The sequence below is a fragment of the Brenneria rubrifaciens genome (assembly GCF_005484945.1).
GTDB classification, from domain to species: Bacteria; Pseudomonadota; Gammaproteobacteria; order Enterobacterales; family Enterobacteriaceae; genus Brenneria; species Brenneria rubrifaciens.
This window is the reverse complement of the sequence record NZ_CP034035.1, coordinates 3,757,287-3,775,491: the sequence shown is the minus strand read 5'-3', so window position 1 is coordinate 3,775,491 and position 18,205 is coordinate 3,757,287. Positions and strand designations below refer to the sequence as shown.

21 protein-coding genes and 2 pseudogenes are annotated in these 18,205 nt (G+C 51.3%); 17 read left to right on the top strand and 6 right to left on the bottom strand.

Translation table 11 applies throughout. The annotated features are described in order from the left end of the window. The 12 genes and pseudogenes from EH207_RS16855 (at position 1) to EH207_RS16800 (ending at position 7,184) form a co-directional block, all read left to right on the top strand. Positions 1-312 carry a phage holin family protein gene (locus tag EH207_RS16855; RefSeq protein ID WP_121575103.1) on the top strand — a complete coding sequence of 104 codons (312 nt, stop codon included), beginning with the start codon at positions 1-3 and terminating at the stop codon, positions 310-312. After that, positions 305-793, top strand: a complete 489-nt coding sequence (locus EH207_RS16850) for a glycoside hydrolase family 24 protein (protein ID WP_137715016.1) — start codon at positions 305-307, stop codon at positions 791-793. The genes EH207_RS16855 and EH207_RS16850 overlap by 8 nt, the downstream gene beginning before the upstream one ends. Then, positions 790-1,146 (top strand): annotated as a pseudogene (gene lysB, locus EH207_RS18470) (Rz-like lysis system protein LysB); the annotation flags it as partial. The gene EH207_RS16850 and the pseudogene lysB, both read left to right, overlap by 4 nt. Beyond that, positions 1,067-1,354 (top strand): Rz1-like lysis system protein LysC, encoded by a 288-nt coding sequence (gene lysC / locus EH207_RS18265; protein WP_217496106.1) that lies wholly within the window; start codon positions 1,067-1,069, stop codon positions 1,352-1,354. The pseudogene lysB and the gene lysC, both read left to right, overlap by 80 nt. A gap of 10 nt (positions 1,355-1,364) precedes the next feature. Further along, on the top strand, positions 1,365-1,826 hold the full coding sequence (locus EH207_RS16835) for a phage tail protein (RefSeq protein WP_137715013.1): 462 nt from the start codon (positions 1,365-1,367) through the stop codon (positions 1,824-1,826). Continuing rightward, the gene (locus EH207_RS16830; protein WP_137715012.1) at positions 1,823-2,461 is read left to right on the top strand and encodes a phage virion morphogenesis protein; all 639 of its coding nucleotides are present in this window, start codon (positions 1,823-1,825) and stop codon (positions 2,459-2,461) included. The genes EH207_RS16835 and EH207_RS16830 overlap by 4 nt, the downstream gene beginning before the upstream one ends. Then, entirely contained in the window at positions 2,458-3,039 is a 582-nt protein-coding gene (locus EH207_RS16825; RefSeq protein WP_137715011.1) for a phage baseplate assembly protein V, read from the top strand. The genes EH207_RS16830 and EH207_RS16825 overlap by 4 nt, the downstream gene beginning before the upstream one ends. Further along, complete coding sequence (locus EH207_RS16820) at positions 3,036-3,404, top strand: GPW/gp25 family protein (protein ID WP_137715010.1); 369 nt, start codon at positions 3,036-3,038, stop codon at positions 3,402-3,404. The genes EH207_RS16825 and EH207_RS16820 overlap by 4 nt, the downstream gene beginning before the upstream one ends. Beyond that, entirely contained in the window at positions 3,391-4,287 is an 897-nt protein-coding gene (locus EH207_RS16815) for a baseplate assembly protein (RefSeq protein WP_137715009.1), read from the top strand. The genes EH207_RS16820 and EH207_RS16815 overlap by 14 nt, the downstream gene beginning before the upstream one ends. Beyond that, positions 4,280-4,888 carry a phage tail protein I gene (locus tag EH207_RS16810; RefSeq protein ID WP_137715008.1) on the top strand — a complete coding sequence of 203 codons (609 nt, stop codon included), beginning with the start codon at positions 4,280-4,282 and terminating at the stop codon, positions 4,886-4,888. Before EH207_RS16815 ends, EH207_RS16810 begins: the two co-directional genes overlap by 8 nt. Continuing rightward, a pseudogene (locus EH207_RS16805) lies at positions 4,885-5,361 on the top strand (phage tail protein); the annotation flags it as partial. The gene EH207_RS16810 and the pseudogene EH207_RS16805, both read left to right, overlap by 4 nt. 1,544 nt (positions 5,362-6,905) lie before the next feature. Next, positions 6,906-7,184 (top strand): hypothetical protein, encoded by a 279-nt coding sequence (locus tag EH207_RS16800; protein WP_137715007.1) that lies wholly within the window; start codon positions 6,906-6,908, stop codon positions 7,182-7,184. 103 nt (positions 7,185-7,287) lie between these two features. Here EH207_RS16800 and EH207_RS16795 read toward each other — a convergent pair whose 3' ends face one another. The 6 genes from EH207_RS16795 to EH207_RS16770 all read right to left on the bottom strand — a co-directional run bounded on the left by EH207_RS16795 (position 7,288) and on the right by EH207_RS16770 (position 13,020). Then, positions 7,288-7,779, bottom strand: coding sequence for a phage tail protein (locus EH207_RS16795; protein WP_137715006.1), 492 nt, complete (start codon positions 7,777-7,779; stop codon positions 7,288-7,290). Between the two features lie 12 nt (positions 7,780-7,791). Next, positions 7,792-10,737: a phage tail tape measure protein gene (locus EH207_RS16790; protein ID WP_137715005.1), complete on the bottom strand. Its 2,946-nt coding sequence runs from the start codon at positions 10,735-10,737 to the stop codon at positions 7,792-7,794. Next, complete coding sequence (locus tag EH207_RS18465) at positions 10,724-10,801, bottom strand: GpE family phage tail protein (protein ID WP_246048982.1); 78 nt, start codon at positions 10,799-10,801, stop codon at positions 10,724-10,726. Before EH207_RS18465 ends, EH207_RS16790 begins: the two co-directional genes overlap by 14 nt. 83 nt (positions 10,802-10,884) lie before the next feature. Continuing rightward, complete coding sequence (locus EH207_RS16780) at positions 10,885-11,193, bottom strand: phage tail assembly protein (protein ID WP_137715003.1); 309 nt, start codon at positions 11,191-11,193, stop codon at positions 10,885-10,887. A gap of 126 nt (positions 11,194-11,319) precedes the next feature. Next, positions 11,320-11,835, bottom strand: a complete 516-nt coding sequence (locus EH207_RS16775; protein WP_137715002.1) for a phage major tail tube protein — start codon at positions 11,833-11,835, stop codon at positions 11,320-11,322. Then, positions 11,836-13,020 carry a phage tail sheath subtilisin-like domain-containing protein gene (locus tag EH207_RS16770; RefSeq protein WP_137715001.1) on the bottom strand — a complete coding sequence of 395 codons (1,185 nt, stop codon included), beginning with the start codon at positions 13,018-13,020 and terminating at the stop codon, positions 11,836-11,838. A 147-nt stretch (positions 13,021-13,167) separates the two neighbouring features. On the opposite strand from EH207_RS16770, the gene EH207_RS16765 reads away from it, so the two are divergent. From EH207_RS16765 to EH207_RS16745, 5 genes are all read left to right on the top strand, one after another. Next, positions 13,168-14,310, top strand: a complete 1,143-nt coding sequence (locus tag EH207_RS16765) for a phage late control D family protein (protein ID WP_137715000.1) — start codon at positions 13,168-13,170, stop codon at positions 14,308-14,310. 36 nt (positions 14,311-14,346) lie between these two features. Then, complete coding sequence (locus EH207_RS16760) at positions 14,347-14,595, top strand: Ogr/Delta-like zinc finger protein (protein ID WP_137714999.1); 249 nt, start codon at positions 14,347-14,349, stop codon at positions 14,593-14,595. A gap of 143 nt (positions 14,596-14,738) precedes the next feature. Continuing rightward, positions 14,739-15,566, top strand: coding sequence for a DUF2971 domain-containing protein (locus tag EH207_RS16755; RefSeq protein WP_137714998.1), 828 nt, complete (start codon positions 14,739-14,741; stop codon positions 15,564-15,566). Positions 15,567-16,059: 493 nt separating this feature from the next. Further along, positions 16,060-16,650 (top strand): HupE/UreJ family protein, encoded by a 591-nt coding sequence (locus tag EH207_RS16750; RefSeq protein ID WP_137714997.1) that lies wholly within the window; start codon positions 16,060-16,062, stop codon positions 16,648-16,650. Positions 16,651-17,011: 361 nt separating this feature from the next. Beyond that, on the top strand, positions 17,012-18,199 hold the full coding sequence (locus EH207_RS16745; RefSeq protein ID WP_137714996.1) for a sugar transporter: 1,188 nt from the start codon (positions 17,012-17,014) through the stop codon (positions 18,197-18,199). The last annotated feature ends 6 nt before the right edge of the window (positions 18,200-18,205 follow it).

Sequence of the window (18,205 nt, the reverse complement as noted above, 5' to 3'; positions counted from 1 at the left end):
GTGAATGAAGCGGAAAAAAGCGTCGTCACGCTGTTTGTTATCGGTGTGTTGATAGCAGTGGGAAAAGTATTAGCCGGTGGTGAACCGATCACCTTGAGATTATTTATCGGGCGCATGTTGTTGGGCGGGTTTGTATCAATGGTGGCCGGTGTGGTGCTGGTTCAGTTTCCGAATCTGCCACTTACAGCCATATGCGGCATTGGCTCCATGCTGGGGATTGCCGGTTACCAAACCATTGAGTTACTGATCCGGCGGCGTGCCAATCAATTGGGAAAGAAAAACGATGAGGCAAGCGGGGGCGAAAATGGCTAACCATCCGAATGTTATTGCATTTCTTGACATGCTGGCCTTTTCGGAAGGCACGGCCTATCACCCGCTGACGCGTAATTGTGGCTATGACGTGATCGTAACCGGCATGGATGGCAAGCCGGAGGTTTTCACCGACTACAGCGATCACCCTTTTGCATCTGGGCGACCAGGCAAGGTATTCAACAAACAGAGGCAGCGATCAACGGCGGCCGGGCGTTACCAGCAGCTTTACCGGTACTGGCCGCAATACAAGGCGCAGTTGGCATTACCGGATTTCAGCCCCGAATCACAGGACAGGCTGGCGATACAACTGATCACTGAACGCGGCGCGCTAAATGATGTGATCGCCGGACGGTTTGACCGTGCCGTATCGAAGTGCCGGAACATCTGGGCGTCGTTACCGGGCGCCGGATATGGACAGCGTGAGCATAACCTTGATCGCCTGCTGGTTGCCTACCGGCAGGCAGGTGGGCAAATCGCATGAAGACTGCGCTGATTATTGGCGTAGCAGTCTTGCTGCTGCTGTCCGGTCTTGGCGTGCAATCGCTAAGACTCAGTAATGCGCAAGAACTGAATAACCAGCAAAGCGAGACGCTAAAACAGCAGCGGAATGCGTTGGATGAAAAAAATAGCCAGATTACCGCGCTGGCCGGCCAGTTGAAACGCAGTGATGAAGAACAGGCGCGGCTGCGTGAGTTGGCGGCAAAGAATCACGCGGCATTGTCCGACAGGCAGAAACTGATTGAGAGGTTAAAACGTGATAATCAAGAGCTTAAGCGGTGGTCTGATACTCCTTTGCCTGCTGATATTGTCAGGCTGCGGCAACGTCCCGGCTTCACCGGCGGTAGTGCTTACCGTAAATGGTTGTCCGAAGCTGACGCCGTGCCGGTTTCCGGCATCCAGTCCGCAGACCAACGGCGAACTGAATAACCAGCTTGATGAAACAGAAGCGGCCCTGGCTGACTGTGCCGATCAGGTTGATCTCACTATCGCCTGTCAGGATCGCGCAGATGCGCCGACAGGATTAAATCAGAAGCGGGAATAAGGGTTAAACCATGCTAAAGGCTGAATCATTGCGCGCAGCGCTGACAGAAAAAAACCGTTGGTGCAAAGCCAACCCGGAGGGCGTAACCGTCTGGGTTGAAAAAGGCTCTATTGAAATAGCCGGTGATGATAGCTCTTTCATGTACCGCTATCCGATAAGCGTTTTTGCAATGGACTATCCCGGCAATATTGACGATCTCACTTTGCCGATTCTGGACTGGCTGCGCATTAATCAGCCCGACCTGCTGCTAAACCCCGATAAGAACAAACTGATTGAATTCGATGCGGATATTGCCAGCGACGACACCGCAGACGTGCTATTTAAAATCCCCGTCTGGGAGCGAGTCATCGTCACGCGCGACGAGAACGGCGCGGTGACCGCCGAACACCTGGCCGAGTCTCGCCCTCGTCTGGGCGGCGGCGAATGGGACGCTGTTTTTGACGGTGAAATGGCGCAAGAGGCCCGGTCATGAGCAACAATGATGCGCTGTTTCTTCAGCTTGATGAGGTATTCAACGGCATCCTGGCAGGAATATCCGTACAAGGGCGCCGCGCATCAGCCAGGACAATCGCGATCGCCCTGCGCCGTAGCCAGCAGCAACGCATTGCAGGGCAGCAGAACCCGGACGGCTCAAAGTATGAGAAGCGCCGCCGCAAGGTGCTGCGCTCACAGACCGGGATCAGCTTTATCTGGAACGATGAAACACGGCACCTGAAAAACTGGCGTGCTACCCGTGGGAAACGTGGGCGAATGCTGACCGGTTTCGATGAGGATCGCGGGGCTGTACGCTCATTTTATCGCGCCGACATAGCGCGCTATCTCAATATTAATTTTGCTCAAACCAAAAAGGATACGACAAAAACCGATCCGATGTTCCGCCGTCTCAGAGCAGCCAAATGGCTGCGCACTAAAGCAGATGCAGCAGGCGCTACGGTGGGTTTTTCAGGTGTATCCGCCCGCATTGCTCGTGCACATCAGTTTGGGCTGGAAGATAAGGTCGGTGGCAATGCGTCGGTGACGTACCCGCGCCGTGTGCTGCTGGGATTGAGCGAATCAGACCGGCGGATTGTTGCAGATAAAATGATTGAATCAATGAGGTTGTCATGACTGCTGAACTACTCCGGTTGCTGGGGAATGTGCTGCGGGTCGGCACGGTGACAGAAATAGACGTGGACGATTGGCGAGTCCGTGTCAATTCGGGGGAATTGAACACGGATTGGTTGCGTTGGCAAACGACACGCGCAGGCGCTTTCAGTATCTGGCTCCCGCCGTCCGTAGGCGAACAGGTTTTGCTCGGCTGTATCGGCGGAAACCCGGAAACAGCCGTTATTCTCGGCAGTTTGTACAGCGATGAAACCCCGGCCCCAGGTGGCAGCATCAGCGAATTGGTGATCAAAGCCCCGGACGGCGCAACGTTGCGTTATAACGCTGCCGCCGGCGCGCTTGAAGCCAACGGAATGAAAACGGCACGCATCGTCGCGTCAGTGGGAGTCACGATTGATACGCCGATCGTTGAATGCACCAATCATCTGATTGCCAAAACTTTCGCAATCACCGAGGGCGGAGAAATGCGCGGCGACGTCAATCATCAGAGCGGCGCGTTCAAGTCAAACGGTGTGCAGGTTGACGATCACGCGCACGGCGCAGTAGAGAGCGGGCCAAGTTGGACGGCGGGCACAAGATGAGCACGCGCTATACGGGCATGAACCCAGACGGGCTGGGAACGCTGACAGACAGCGATCATCTGTGGCAGTCCGCGCGCGACATACTGACTACGCCGATCGGCTCCAGAGTGATGCGCCGTGATTTTGGGTCGATCGTGCCTGATTTGATTGATGCCCCACAAAACGAGGTAACACGCCTGCAACTGATGAGCGCAACAGTGATTGCGTTAACGCGCTGGGAGCCGAGGATTGCGCTGAACGTGATAGATATTGTCTATTCCGCATCCGGCAAAGTAGAAGCGAATTTAACCGGGCTGATTACTGAAACGATGGAATTAAGCAGCGGATCAATAACGATAAAAGGGGGCGACAGTGGCAACGGTTGATTTATCGCAGTTACCCCAGCCGCAGATCATCGAGACGCTGGATTTTGAAGCGATTTTGTTGGACGTAAAAGCAGTTATGATCGCCGCCTTCCCCGACGATCAGCAGGCGTCCGTGACTGCCGCGCTTGCGTTGGAGTCTGAGCCGTTAAACCAACTAGCGCAGGTCATCACGTATCGCGAATTGATGTTGCGGCAGCGGATTAATGACGGTGCCGCAGCTTGCATGCTAAGTCATGCGGTTTCCGGCGATCTGGATAACCTAGCGGCAAATCTGAACACGGAGCGGTTAGTCATTACGGAAGACACAGAAACGGCTGACGCCATCATGGAGAGTGATGAGGCGTTTCGCCTGCGCGCACAAGCGGCATTTGAAGGGCTTAGCGTGGCCGGGCCAACGGCGGCATATGAGTATTTTGCTAAGAGTGCGAACGGAAAAGTCAAAGACGCTAAAGCGACCAGCCCGTCACCGGCTGCGGTGGTTGTGTCGGTGCTTTCTTCCGAGGGGAACGGCGGCGCATCTACTGAATTGCTGGCTACCGTTGAAGCGGCACTTTCTGCCGAGGATAAGCGACCGGTCGGTGACCGATTGACCGTGCAGAGCGCGGAGATCGTCAGTTATCAGATTAACGCCCTGCTTTATCTTTACCCCGGCCCGGAATCAGAGCCGATACACAATGCGGCACAAAAGGCGCTGGAATCGTGGATCAGTGAGCAAGGGAAAATTGGGCGTGATGTGGTTCGCTCGGCAATCATGGCGGCGCTGCATGTGCAGGGTGTGCAGCGTGTTGAACTGCTGGAGCCTGTGGCGGATATCGTTATCAGCGATACCCAGGCGGGATACTGCGAAGCCTTCACCATAGAAGACGGGGGTACGGATGAGTAATAGCCTGCTGCCGCCTTCTGCCAGCGGTTTTATGCGCAATGTGGCGACGGGTGCCAGCCGCCTTAGCCGTCTGCCAGTCGATCTCAATACGTTATGGAACGCGGATAAATGTCCGCTCGAACTGCTGCCCTATCTGGCCTGGGCGCTGTCAGTTGATCGCTGGGACAAACGCTGGTCGGAGCAAACCAAACGCCAGGTAATTAAGGCGGCATGGCTGGTACACCGTCAAAAGGGAACTATCGCCGCCATACGGCGTGCAATCGAGCCGTTTGGCTATCTCGTTCGTGTTGCTGAGTGGTTTCAGTATGGCGGTGAACCCGGCACGTTTCAGATTGATGTCGGTGTTAACGAGCAGGGTATTACAAATGAGGTTTATTGGGAAATTGAGCGGCTTATAGACCAAACCCGTCCATGTTCCCGGCATCTTACCGCGCTATCCATCAACCTTGACGTTAACGGTGTGATATCTGCTGCTGCGGTGGGTTATCTGGGTGATGAGCTTACTGTTTACCCATACATGCCGGAAGTTATCAGCGCTACCGGACACAGCGCAGCCGGGGCAGGCATTCACATTATCGACAATATGAGCGTAACCGCATGAGCACATACTTTGCATTATTAACAATCACCGGCACCGCAAAGCTGGCAAATGCCGCCGCGCTGGGTACTCAATTAAGTATTACTGAAATGGCGGTCGGTGATGGCGGTGGTATTTTACCAACCCCAAACACTGCGCAAACCGCATTGATTAATGAAAGGCGCCGTGCTGCGCTCAATATGTTGAGCATTGATCCCGCCAATGACAGCCAGATTATTGCGGAGCAGGTGATACCGGAGTCTGATGGTGGATTCTGGATACGTGAAATCGGTCTATACGACGATGAAGGCGACCTAATCGCTATCGCCAATTGCCCGGAAACCTACAAGCCAAGATTGCAGGAAGGATCTGGCCGCGTTCAGACCGTGCGCATGATTCTAATAGTCAGCAGCACTGATGCAGTAACGCTGAAGATTGATCCGTCCGTTGTGTTAGCAACGCGCCGCTATGTAGATGAATCAGTTATTGTAATACAACAGAAAATTGAAAATGATGGCGCGAAGATAATCGGGCTGGCGCAAGGTGGAACGGTTCAGGATGCAATATTGTTTTTAACCCCTGAAATGTTTGGCGCCATCGGGGATGGTGTCGCTGATGATACGATTGCCATACAGACCGCCATTGAATACTTAAAAACGAGTGGGGCTAAACGTGCAATTATTGGTCACGGTGATTATGCAATATCGGCATCGCTGACAATAACCAACTTTGCTTACGGTTTTAAAATGCACTTGCGCAGCCTGCGGGCGCATAACACCTGGCCGAATTATGATAACTGGAAAAATGCCAAGCCTCTGATTTCTGTCGGGGGTAATGGCGGCATGGTTGGTTTAGATATTCGCTGTGATTATGTCAATGGCGGCGATAAAGCCGACTGGGTAAACGTTGTCGCGCAAGGCTGTGGCGGTTCGCATTTTCACGCTGAACGTTTAACCAATGTGGTTAACGGGTATGTCCCGAAAAACATTACCTGGCCGTCAGCGTCAAACAGAATAACTGGGGGATACTGGAGTGACGGAACGGGTATAGGAATATGGCTGCAAAAAGGATCGGATGGTATAAAGCCCATCGTTGAGGGCCACATAATTGATGTGAATTTTATCACTGGCTTTAAACGTGGCGGGACGCTTCTCCGCGACGGGGCACAATACAGTGATGTGCGGGGTTTATTCGATTTTAACGGTCGTTTTTTATCTGAGGTTGCTGTTACCGTTAATCCTGAGGGGGTACTGGTTCGGGGAGATACCGTTACAAACGGATCAAATACAGCAGAAGTTATTGCATTTTACCAGCAGCCTGTTGGCTCCTATAAACTGTTGATCGCAGAGGGCCATGACGTATCTAACGATGGGAGTTATTTTTCTTCTGATGATGAGATCACAAACTCAGACAGCAGTTGGGCTTCTGCTGTTAATTCGGTAAAAACGCCGGATTCTGCGGAATGGTATCCTGATATTATTCACGATTTTACCGGCAGTGCGTTTGGTAAATGTACGATATATGCATCCTATTGCGGCGGTATCGTTGGGGGGCTTCTCCATAGCAGCGTTTACCATTTTGCTAATAGTAACGACGCCAAAACAAACGGAATAAACGGCGCACAATGGGTGCATTCCAGTTCAATTCTTTCCTTACGTGATGCCTATAAAGATAATTATGTATTAGATATTAACGATAAATATATTGCACCCTACCGTCATTTATATATGCGCAGCTATCGTATATATGGAACCGAAGTCTTTTTAACGTTATTACAATCTGCTACCACGGGTGTTCGCACATTTTCAAAAATTGGTGACGGCACAGTAACGGCGACAAAAGAGGTCTGGCGGGTTACGGTTTCTGGGGCATTGAATGGCGTGAGCGGGGAATGTCTGATTTATGTGTCTGCATCGGAAGTGACGTTGGTTGACAACACGGTGACGGGCGTAACTTTGTCCGTCACAAACTTAACGCTTTATGCGGTGCAGGGATCGCAGGCGTCTATGTCGGTCATGTTTAATTTTCAAAGGATACTGTGATGAATATTATTGGCCCATTCAAAAGCTATCAGGCTGTAGATGAAAACCCTGATTTATATATAGGCTATGAAAATGCCGTTGGCCTCGTTGATGAACAAATAGATTGCGGTACGGAGATACAAGGATATATAGCGATATACGCCGATAATAATATGAGAGAGCGAGTTTTTAGTTTCCCTGTGCTCATAACAAAACCTGAAAATAAAGACGACTCCGAAGAAGCACTGCTAAAAGAAGCTATACGTGCGGTTTGCTCAGATATGGTTATTTCTTATTAGTTAATTAGCATAGACGGGAATTGTTTAGGTTTTTACTGAAGCATAGATATTGATGTCTATGTTACCAGCTGACACAGCCAGTTATGACTGTGTCAGCTGGTAGTCAGGAAAGCAGCCCACCGGCCGAAGCATTAACCGCATTATATGCTTCCGTTGCGCTGCTGCGGATATTGGTCAGCATGTCGCTGAATGACTGTGATTGCAGCCGTTCGCGATAATCTTCGTCAACCCGTTGCAGGCTGATGGAAAACTCTATTTTTTTCGCATTGCCGTACCGGTCAAACTCCGCCCCGGTACGCTGCAAGCCGGTTAAAACATACATCCCGTAGATCTTTCCGCTCCCTTCAATCAGCGGCCAGGGACGCCCCATATATCCCATCGTCGTTAGCGCGGAGAGCGAAAGATTACCACCGGTGATTTCCGGGTAGAGAACGCCGCTCAGCGTGATCTGAGATTCCCCGGAGCCGATATATTGCCAACTTGCCGATCGGTTAATGCGATCATTCTTGACATGGCGCCACTGCTGGGACTGCTGCAATTGCTGATAAGGTACGGTTTTGAGGGCAAAAACAAACATACCGAATACCATCATCATAATATTTTCTCCTTAATCCGCATCACGGAATGAACCGCGCTGATTGCGTTCTCTTTCGTTGAGGATTTGCCTTATTTTCTGTTCAACAAGCTGTGCCAGTTCGCGCGGATCTTGTTTGCCAACATCGTTAAATACCAGGCTGAACGATGGCGCCGCGCTGGGTGATGCAGACACAGGCGCGGTTTGGGCCTGCCGGATAGGTTGCGTAGTAATGTCCTGCATCTGCTGAGAAATAACGCGCGGGACTTTCTGCGCAGCGACACGTGTTTCCTGCCAGGCGCCTTGCACGGCAAAAGCGCGGGGAAGGTTTTTAAAAACGATATCCCCCGGCCCTATCTGTTTTTTGGTTTCATCCAGTAATCCGCTGGTATTGTCAGAGATTTTCTGTAGTCTCCGCTGGGTGCCTGTTTCCCCTGTCAATGGCTGCGGCGGGGTTGTAATCACAGGAGGATTGCTGCTGGCACCTTTGGGCGACCAATCCCATCTCTTTTTAACCATCTTCCCTTGTTTTTCGTCCCATTCCCACATGACGGGATCTTTCTTGAGGCTTTCAGCTTTAAGGCGCGCAGCTTCCAGCCCGGAAGGGATAAGATCGAGTTTTTCCAGTACCCAGCCGATACCCTCCATCAGTTTTTGCAGCGGCCAGAGAAGCACATTAAGCGCCGTACCCAGCACGCGCCCGAAAGTTTCCCCGGCGCTGGTGCATTTTTCCAGTGATTCGCGGGAAGACTCTATCGGGGTAAAGAGTTGCTTAAACCAATCCCAGACGCGGGAAACGGCTGCGCCGATGGCATCAAAAACAGGTGATAGAGAAGCGAAAGTGTCGCGGAGTGGTTGCAGCGCCTGCATCACCCCGGAAAAGAACCCGCTGAAAAATGCCTTAATCGGTTCCCAGAATCGCCAGATAAGCAAGCCAGCCGCAACAAAGGCCGCGCCAATCAGACCAATGGGGCTAAGTAGCAATGATAATGCCCCACCCAGAACAGATACCGCGCCACTAATCAGCCCCCATAATGCAGGCAGGCCGGTGAGTCTTAGCAGTAACAGACCAATGCCTTTCGCCAGGGAGACGAGCGACGATAACGGCGAGGTAAATACAGCAAGCAACATTCCGCGCAACGGCATGAGCAATCCCGGCAGACGGCCAAATCCTGCGGCCAGCGACTTCATCACCTGCGACCAGCCGCCGATCCGCGCCATAGAACTGCCCGCCACGCCGCCGAGCGTGCGGAACATGGCGATCGTGCCGCCGATGCCTCGCCCGCCAGTCAACAGAGTGAAACCAAGTTGCAGTTTAGCCAATGGCCCCATCAGTATCCCTATAGCAAGGGAGGTCACGCCAATTGCGGCAGTAAGAGCCAGGGCGCCGCCGCCAACAAGTAGTAATGTCTGCGTAAGTTCGGGGTTTTCTTTAGCCCATTCCATCATGCTATTGATGACGCTACTGAGGCTTTGTGTGAGTAGGCGCAATGGGCCGTCGATAGTCTCTTCAATCTGTATGCGAAACCCTTCCCATGCGCTATCCAGTTCTTTCAGATCACCGCTAAGATTGTCGGCCATTGTTTTAGCAGCGGCTGCTGCTTCACCGCTGGCGTTTTTCATTTCGCTGGCAAGTTTTCCTAATGCGCCACTGCCCGCCGCTTGGACTAACGTTTGCAGGCCTACAAATGCCTCTTCTCCCGCAATATCTTTAAAGAACGATACCTGATCGACGTCTCCGTATTTTTTTGTGGCTTTATACAAATCACCCAATACATCCTGCATTGGGCGCATTTTGCCCTGAGCGTCAGCGACAGATACGCCAAGCTCTTTCAACGCGTTAGCGGCTGCTTTGGGGGGTGATGCCAAACGGGAAAGACTGGCGCGCATTGCTGTACCTGCATCGCTGCCCCGAATGCCATTATTAGCCAGCATACCGGCCATTGCCGCCGCATCTTCAAGGCTGATACCTAGCTTGGATGCAACAGGCCCGGCATACTTCATCGTATCGCCCAGGTTGCGTAAATCAGTGTTGGTGCGGGTGAATGCGGCGGTCAGGGTGTCACTGACGCGATCCATTTGACTGGCATCCAGCGCAAACTGAGAGAGGACGTTAGAACCAATATCAGCGGATTCGCCCAGATCCATACCGCCAGCCAGCGCCATATTAAGAACGCCTGGTAAGGCGTCTTGAATAGATTGCGGCGTAAAACCCGCCATTGCTAAAAAAGCCTGGCCGCTGGCGGCGTCGCGCGTGCTAAATGCTGTCTCAGCGCCAAGTTTCTTCGCCTGAGCGCGCAATGCGCCCATTTGCTGATCGCCTTTATCCAGCCGGGTTAGCGCCTGAACGCGTGACATTTCCTCATCAAAACCCACGGCAGGTGCCAGAAAGCGCCCTCCGGCATACCCCGCGCCAGCCGCGCCCAATGCGACTCCGGTGCCTGAACTACGTAAATTGCCTGCGGTCTGCTGCATCTTGTCATAACGGGCGCGCGCCTGAGTGACAGCGGCAAGCTGGCGCCGCTCTCGTTCAAGTGATTGGCTGTATTGTTCTGTGCGTCGGATAGCGCTTTGTATCGCCCCGCTGCCGCTGGTCAGCGTGATCCCGTGCTGGCGCAATGCCTGCACACCTTCCCGGAGTTTGGCGGTCTGTGCGCTGTAGGCAGTGGTCAGCTTGGTGATCTTTGTTCTCAGACCATCGAGTTTGGCCCGCTGCGCCTCTGACAATGTGCCGGTTTCATTCAGCCGCTGGCTCAGCCCTGCTGCTTCGCGCTGCGCCCGGTTCAGTTTTTGTGCGGTGTCGTTGGTGCTGTTGCGCAGCTTCTGAAAAGAGGTGCTTTGGGATTCCAGGCTTTTGATCGCGGCCTGCGTTTTTTTGATGGATTCAGAAAGACCGCCCGTGCTGTTGCGGGCGGCATTGACTGGGCGGGTAAATTTATCGATGGCGCTGAATGCGACACGGATATCAAGGCTCTTCATCCTTATTGGCTCCACTTCTGATAGCCGCCCGCTCACGCCAGGCTATCAGCTCGCAAAGCTCCATGCCGTACATTTCCGAGGGCGGCCAATGAAAAATTGTGGCGATATCTGCTATCAGATCCTCCACGCGGTCAAACAGCAGGACGGTTACTGATCCTCCGTCTCCGCCTCGCTCTGTTCGGCAGGCGCCTGCGGAGCTAAAAAAGGAACTAACACCTCATTCAGTCGAACAAAATCGGAAGTCGGCAGGCTGGCGATTTCGGGCAGGGTAAGCGCTGGCGCAGTGACGCGGGTTAGCAGCGTTGACACGGCGTCAAAGTCCAGGTTAATGACGTCACCCAGCCGCAACCCGCGCAGCGATCCGGCCTGCTTAATTGCCGGGGTGATTTCAATCTGCGTGATTTCGCTGCCCTTGCGCTTGATGGGCACCGAAAGCGTGATTTTGCTTACAGTCATGTTTTTTATCTCCGGGCGGCGAGTGCCACCGTTTAAATATTGAGAGTTGGCCGGAATAGTCAGTCATAACTATGTTTGCCGGTATCGCTATGCCGCGGCCCGACAGCATGGTGATAGTGTTATTGGTTAACCGCCCAGCCCCAGCGCGGAGCGAACGCGGTCGGGGTACAGGTTTTGACCGTTTCGCTTGTAAATGAAATTGAGTAAATCAAATTCAAGCAATGGCTGATCATCAATAGACAGTTTGTAATACGTGTTTTTGATGGCGTAAGTGTGATTGGTGTCATCACCCTGTTTTGATTCGCCGGGGTCGATTTCCGTGATCCGTCCGCGCATCTCAACTTCAACGATGGAACTGGTGCCGCCGGTGTAAAACTCACCGACAAAGCGCAATTTCAGTTCGTCAATGTCGCCGCCATATTTCAGGATCAGTTGTTCCTCAAAGCCGCCGACCTGCATTGACGCATCGAGCGCGCCGGAGTCCAGGCCGAGATCAACAGCAACGGCGCCAATCATTCCGCCGCCTTGAAAATCTTCCGTTTTGCGGGTGATTTTAGGTAGCGTTACGCTGGGGATCTTCCCGATATGGTTGTCGCCGTCCACGTAGCACGTAAACAGGCGGAGCTTTTTAGGTACGGACATTTACGCGCCCCCTAATGAAGAAAAAGCTGTTTCAAAATACTGATCGGTGAACGTCTGGTAGAGACTCAGATCTTCCAGCGGCGGCACGGGCGTATAGTTGTAACGCACAATACACTTGCCTTGCCGTAACCCGGTCGTCGGGTTGTCCTCGATATCGAACCAGCAGGCCGCGCCGATCAGTTTCCCGGCGGTCACCAGCGCCTGTAATTTGGCGTCAATGCCGCTGACCACGTCCTTGACGTTGCCTGGCGTCATGGGTTTATCGACAGTGGTAAATTGCGCCTCTGCGATACTGTCAGCCAGGATCTGCGCGGTGCGGGTGTACACCTCAAAGATGTATTCTTTATCGGGATCAGTGGTACGGTTGCCCCAGAATCGGAACCCGTCGCGTTTAATCAGCGTGGTGATCTCGTTAGCGTTGAGTTCGTTGGCGTCGCTGTCTTCCGCCTGCAACGCCCAGAACACATCTTTTGCAATCCCCAGCACATTGTTAACAGCAACGTTGGACAAGGATTTGTGCCAACCCTGGGTGTTATCGATCAGCGCCCGCAGACCGCAGGCATAGGCCGTGGCCGGGAATTCTTCGTTTTGCCCGGTCAACGGGTTGTACGCGATGAAGTTGGGCCAGATTGTCATCACTTCGCGATAGTTCAGTGTGGTGCGGTATGCCTTCGCTTCCGCAATGGTTTCGCAGCCGTGACAGTGCGCGTAAACGAATGCCCGCAGTTTCTGCGCGATAACGCAAAGTTGTGTAGCAACCTCGATCGTGTCGTGGTCGGGAACGGCCAGAATACGCGGGCGATAGCCGGTTTTCTGTTCTGCCGTTAAAAACGCATATATGCCGGTATAGCTACCATCAGCAGCAGTGCCGCCAATCACAAGCTGTGATTGCGTCGGATTGTCTTCCCCTTCAACAGCCTGAGCCACTCGCACCACAATAACTTTAGGGCTGCACTGGTCAGAAATCGCTCTCAGGCTTTTATAAAGCGATCCGGTCATGCCGGCCTTACCCAACACATTGTTAACGCGGGTGATAAGTACGGGAGTATTTAACGGAAACGTATCCGGGTCTGCATCGTTCGCAACCGCCACGATACCAATGACTGTCGAGTCAATGTCATTGATGGCTGTTACCAGATCGGTGTTTTCCCGGACGCGAACGCCGTGGAAAAAATTGTCGGTCATTTCTTGCCGCCTCGTCAGTGAGTTCACCGTGATATTCGCCGAAAACAACAGGCCAGACACGCGCTTAGGGTTGTTACAGATCGGCGACAACAAACGGCTGTTTGTCGTTTCGCGCACGCATGAAACTATCAGCGCCGGGGGTTAAAAATGGCATTCAGTAATTTGACGGATATTCAGCAAACGCTGAAATCGGGGCTTTCAGATCTTGATAACGCACTGACGGAAGCCGTTAAGGTTCCAGGCTTTAACATCACAATGGGCGGGGAAACGCTGCTGTTGCTTGATGAACGACTGATTTCGCTTTCAATGACAGATAACCGGGGCTTTGATGCCGACCAGTTAACAATTTCCGTTGATGATGCGGACGGACGCATTGACCTGCCGCCGCGTGGCGCCGAATTATCCGTGTCGCTGGGATGGAAGGGTGAAGCGCTGGTTCACAAAGGCATTTTTGTTGTTGATGAGGTCGCACACACAGGGCCACCGGACGCCATCGAGATCACCGCCCGAAGCGCCGACTTTCGTGACGAATTTAACGTCAAGCGCGAAGTGTCTTGGCATGACGTAACGGTTGAGCGTGTAGTATCGGCAATCGCCCATCGATACAGCCTAAAGCCCTTAATCAGTGCGCAACTGATGGATCTGGAAATTGACCATGCAGATCAAACCCAAGAAAGCGATATGTCGTTTTTAACCCGCATGGCGGAAATGCTGGGCGCTATCGCCACGATTAAAAACGGATGTTTGTTGTTTATCCTGCCCGGCGGCGGCGTCAGTGCATCCGGTAAGCCCTTACCAGCGGCTGAAATCACCCGTTCCAGCGGCGACCGGCACAGTTTCCGCATTGCAGATCGTGATGCCTATACCGGCGTGCGCGCTTACTGGCTGGATCTGAACTTCGGGAAAAAGAAAAAGGTCAGCGTAAAAAAACGGACAGCAAAAAAGAAACAGGAAAAAAGCAGCAGCCGCGAAGGTGATTATATGGAAGGTGAAGACGGGAATGTCTACGTGCTGCGCAAAACCTATCAGAATGAAACGGCGGCGAATCGTGCTGCGGCAGCGAAATGGCAACAACTCCAACGCGGCGCGGCGCAATTCTCGATCACCCTAGCGCGTGGCCGTGCTGACCTTTACCCGGAAGTGCCGGTTTCAGTCAGAGGATTTAAATCAGACATTGATAATCAGGAATGGATAATATCACGTATAGAACATGTCATTGATGGGAGCGGTTTTACTTCCCGTCTGGAACTGGAGGCAAAGATTGCTGACTGGATAGCAGAAAGTGACTAGAATGGAATTGAGTCAAACCCCGCCGGGGATTCAATCATGTTTATTTGCCCTCACTGCGGCGCAGTCGCCCGCACACGTACCAGCCGCCAGCTAAGTGAAATGACCGTGCGTCAGTATCATCAATGTCAAAATCTGGAATGTAGCATCACATTTACGACGCTTAACAGCGTTGAACGCCTGGTTACAGCCCGCACCAAATGCGAGGATGTGCCACCGGACTTTGTACCGAAAGACGCATTTCCCTCATCACACTATGGCCGTGATCAGCTTAATTTAAACCTGTAGATTATCACCCCAACGAAATGGGGCATCCATCTTCACTTATATAATTTAGGTGCCACAACATGAAGTGATAAGGTTGATTGACGTGTAATAATTGAAGATGTATACATTAATGCTATGAGTAATCACAAAAAAAATAAAATGTTATGGAAATTATCGGCGATTTAGATAGCTCTACCGAACTGCAAAGATATATGAGTTTCCCCAAATTCATTGACTTAATTGATAGAAATAAAATTTTCTTGTCTAAGGCGTCTTGTTTTGAAGATAAATTAGAAGGATGTCTAACATTTGAATCAGATTTATTAAGGAGTGGGGATGCTATGCTGTACGATATAGCAGTGAGTTTTTCGATGCCCACAGTAAGAAAGTTGACAGAAGAAGAAAAAGAACAAAATGATAAACTACGTGAAGATGCATCGTTAGCATATGATAATAGAGTGCATCATACTGTGTTTGGTGATATCCCTGATAAGGAAATGAGTCATGAGGTAATTTATAATAAATATAATGAATGGATTGATGTTAGTTGCTGGCATTCCAATGAGCATGAAAGCATGGCGATGTGGAAAATATACGGTGGTGATGATTGCGCAGTTTGTATAGTTACTGACTTAGAGCGACTGATAAACAGTATTGTTGAGTCATCCGACTATAAATTAATAATTGCTAAAATCGCATATATCTCTCATCAGAATGATTCTTTCACATATGACCATATTCTTTCACAATATATGCATAAAGCCCATTTTTATTCTTACGAAAATGAAGTCAGGATATTAGGATATAATCCTTCAACAGATATTAGAGGTGAAAGAATGAGTTTTGGCACAGATATTGACATCAACCTTTCCACTTTAATCAAGGAGATTAGGGTGTCACCAACAGCGCCGAATTGGTTCTTTAACGTTGTTAAATCTTTGTGTGATAAATACTCATTGAATGTAAAGGTCAACAGATCAGAAATTTATTAATGTTTTCCTTTGGTAAACTTATAACATTTACTTACAAATATCTCTGTATTTATTGTTATGGGTTAGGTTTGGTTTTGTTGATATCAAGTTGAGTCATCATCTTACTGCCTATAAAAAGAAAGCCCGCAGGTTTTGCGGGCGTTTTGTCGATGTGGTCAACGTGTGGACATTGAAAGAAATAAATCCTTTTATTTCATATCGATACGGGGATAAATTCTACACCATCCCTGTCTTTTGCCCTCCATGATGGAGGGCTTTTTTTTGGGGGGCTTTCCCAGTATTTTCCACCCTATGTATCCTCCATGCTCTTCCTGAAAGTTATGTTGCATGAGCAGGGTAGTGAAACCGCGCCGGATTAAAGTGGTGAAGTTATTTTTTTCTCTTCCCTTGCCTGATTTTCATAAAAATTAATTTAAATCATAATGAGGCGCCTGAATTTTGAGCTAAATAGGGATGTAAAACTCATTACAACAACATTATTCTGGCGGAAAATATGAGCATAAATGTCAAACGTGCGTTGGTATTGGTAGTGACTTTGTTTCCGATACTGGTGTTCGCTCACACCGGAAATGACGGCGGCACGCACCATGTGCTTGGCTTTGCGGAAGGGTTCAGCCATCCTCTCACCGGCTTGGATCACCTGTTTGCGATGACGCTGGTCGGGGTATGGAGTGCGATGAATACTCGCAAGTGGTGGGTGGCTCCGGTGTTGTTTACGTCCCTGTTGTTAGTCGGGGCGCTGATCGGTATGGCGGGAGTTGCTATTCTTGCCGCGGAGCATATCGTTGCGGCATCGTTACTGGGTGTCGGTCTGATGGTGGCGATGCAGTTGAAGCTGCGGTCTGCCGCGGGCGCACTGAGTATCGGCGCCTTTGCGATATTTCATGGCCTGGCTCATGGCGCCGAGCTCTCCCCTTCGGCGGCGGTATTATCAGGGATGGTAATTGCAACCGCACTGCTGCACCTATTGGGGCTGGGTATGGGATATCTGCTGATCGCTTCAAAATCGACGATATGGTGGCCGCGTCTGATCGGGGGCTGTTCCTGCGTACTGGGCCTTGGTTTACTGGGTAGTTTGATTTAGTCCCCGTCTACTGTGTGCTGATGCTATTTCTCGAGAAGCCAGCCTGTGACGGCTGGTTTTTTTACGATGCGGGCGTCAGCGTCAAAAAACGATCCGCGGGGGTGGACTCCTAGCACAGAACGGCACGAAAAAAGACAGTGCGAGGGACAAGTAAGGAGTAGAATATCAACGAAAAATAATGCTCATGAGTGTTCCCCAAGCTGTTTTCAGGCTTTTTGATCCCTCATAAAAGCACGCTGAACACCGTTGACCGCCGGTTTTACACGGCGATATCATACTTTCTCTGTGCCATTGCTCCACCGTGCCAGGCTCTGCCAGAACAAGGCGGCATATTCTTTCTTTAACTTTTGATACCTATATCATGACCCGTTCTCCCCGATCGGCCGCCTGGTTGAGAGTTGTCAGCCTCTCTCTCGCGGCATTCATTTTTAATACCGCCGAGTTTGTTCCGGTCGCGTTACTTTCAGATATCGCCGTCAGCTTTTCGATGAGCGCGGCGCAGGTAGGGTTGATTATCACTATCTATGCCTGGATTGTCGGGGTGGCGTCGTTACCCTGCATGTTGCTGTCCAGTGACATGGAGCGGCGTGGTTTGCTGATTAAAATTTTTATCTTGTTTGCTGTCAGTAACCTGCTATCCGGCATCGCGTGGAATTTCTGGGTATTGGTGATCGCCCGTATTGGCGTGGCGTTGTCTCACGCGGTTTTCTGGTCGATAACCGCGTCATTGGCGGTGCGTCTGGCGCCTGCGGATAAAAAAGCGCAGGCTTTGAGCCTGCTGGCGACCGGCACGGCGTTGGCGATGGTACTGGGGTTGCCGCTGGGACGCGTGGTTGGTCAATATCTGGGCTGGCGCAGTACGTTCTTAATTATTGGCGTGGTGGCTGCTGCGGTTATGCTGGTCATGATGAAGCTGTTGCCCGTGCTTCCCAGCACGCATTCTGGTTCGTTAAAAAGCTTGCCGGTAATGTTTAAACGTCCTGCGTTACTCTGTATTTTTGGTTTGACGGTGGTGACGATTACCGCGCATTTCACTGCTTACAGCTATATTGAACCTTTCATCCAAAAAGTGGCGTTACTGAGTGAAAACTTCATCACCATGCTGCTGCTGGTGTTTGGCGGCGCCGGAATTATTGGTAGCATCATCTTTAGCCGCTATAGCAGCCGATATCCTTCCGGGTTCCTGATCACGTCGATTGCGTCTTTGACGCTGTGTCTAATGTTGCTGCTACCCTTGTCGTTCAGCGGATGGAGCGTCTCGCTGCTTTGCGTGGTGTGGGGGATAGCTATTATGGCGCTGAGTCTGGGGATGCAGGTCAAAGTGTTGACGCTGGCGCCGGATGCGACAGACGTTGCCATGTCGCTCTATTCCGGCATCTATAATATCGGCATTGGCGCTGGCGCACTGCTGGGCAATCAGGTGATTATCCATATGAATCTGACGGAGGTCGGTTTCATTGGCGCAGCCCTGAGCGTGGTTGCGCTGGGATGGTGTATTTTCACGTTTAATCGCTATGCCCGTGTGTTAAACAATACGGTGATAAACTGAAGAGAA

Excerpts from the sequence above, each read along its gene's own strand:
- EH207_RS16850 (WP_137715016.1), top strand. The coding sequence starts at position 305 with ATGGCTAACCATCCGAATGTTATTGCATTTCTTGACATGCTGGCCTTT.
- EH207_RS16835 (WP_137715013.1), top strand. The coding sequence starts at position 1,365 with ATGCTAAAGGCTGAATCATTGCGCGCAGCGCTGACAGAAAAAAACCGT.
- EH207_RS16830 (WP_137715012.1), top strand. The coding sequence starts at position 1,823 with ATGAGCAACAATGATGCGCTGTTTCTTCAGCTTGATGAGGTATTCAAC.
- EH207_RS16825 (WP_137715011.1), top strand. The coding sequence starts at position 2,458 with ATGACTGCTGAACTACTCCGGTTGCTGGGGAATGTGCTGCGGGTCGGC.
- EH207_RS16820 (WP_137715010.1), top strand. The coding sequence starts at position 3,036 with ATGAGCACGCGCTATACGGGCATGAACCCAGACGGGCTGGGAACGCTG.
- EH207_RS16810 (WP_137715008.1), top strand. The coding sequence starts at position 4,280 with ATGAGTAATAGCCTGCTGCCGCCTTCTGCCAGCGGTTTTATGCGCAAT.
- EH207_RS16800 (WP_137715007.1), top strand. The coding sequence starts at position 6,906 with ATGAATATTATTGGCCCATTCAAAAGCTATCAGGCTGTAGATGAAAAC.
- EH207_RS16795 (WP_137715006.1), bottom strand. The coding sequence starts at position 7,779 with ATGATGATGGTATTCGGTATGTTTGTTTTTGCCCTCAAAACCGTACCT.
- EH207_RS16790 (WP_137715005.1), bottom strand. The coding sequence starts at position 10,737 with ATGAAGAGCCTTGATATCCGTGTCGCATTCAGCGCCATCGATAAATTT.
- EH207_RS18465 (WP_246048982.1), bottom strand. The coding sequence starts at position 10,801 with ATGGAGCTTTGCGAGCTGATAGCCTGGCGTGAGCGGGCGGCTATCAGA.
- EH207_RS16780 (WP_137715003.1), bottom strand. The coding sequence starts at position 11,193 with ATGACTGTAAGCAAAATCACGCTTTCGGTGCCCATCAAGCGCAAGGGC.
- EH207_RS16775 (WP_137715002.1), bottom strand. The coding sequence starts at position 11,835 with ATGTCCGTACCTAAAAAGCTCCGCCTGTTTACGTGCTACGTGGACGGC.
- EH207_RS16770 (WP_137715001.1), bottom strand. The coding sequence starts at position 13,020 with ATGACCGACAATTTTTTCCACGGCGTTCGCGTCCGGGAAAACACCGAT.
- EH207_RS16765 (WP_137715000.1), top strand. The coding sequence starts at position 13,168 with ATGGCATTCAGTAATTTGACGGATATTCAGCAAACGCTGAAATCGGGG.
- EH207_RS16760 (WP_137714999.1), top strand. The coding sequence starts at position 14,347 with ATGTTTATTTGCCCTCACTGCGGCGCAGTCGCCCGCACACGTACCAGC.
- EH207_RS16755 (WP_137714998.1), top strand. The coding sequence starts at position 14,739 with ATGGAAATTATCGGCGATTTAGATAGCTCTACCGAACTGCAAAGATAT.
- EH207_RS16750 (WP_137714997.1), top strand. The coding sequence starts at position 16,060 with ATGAGCATAAATGTCAAACGTGCGTTGGTATTGGTAGTGACTTTGTTT.
- EH207_RS16745 (WP_137714996.1), top strand. The coding sequence starts at position 17,012 with ATGACCCGTTCTCCCCGATCGGCCGCCTGGTTGAGAGTTGTCAGCCTC.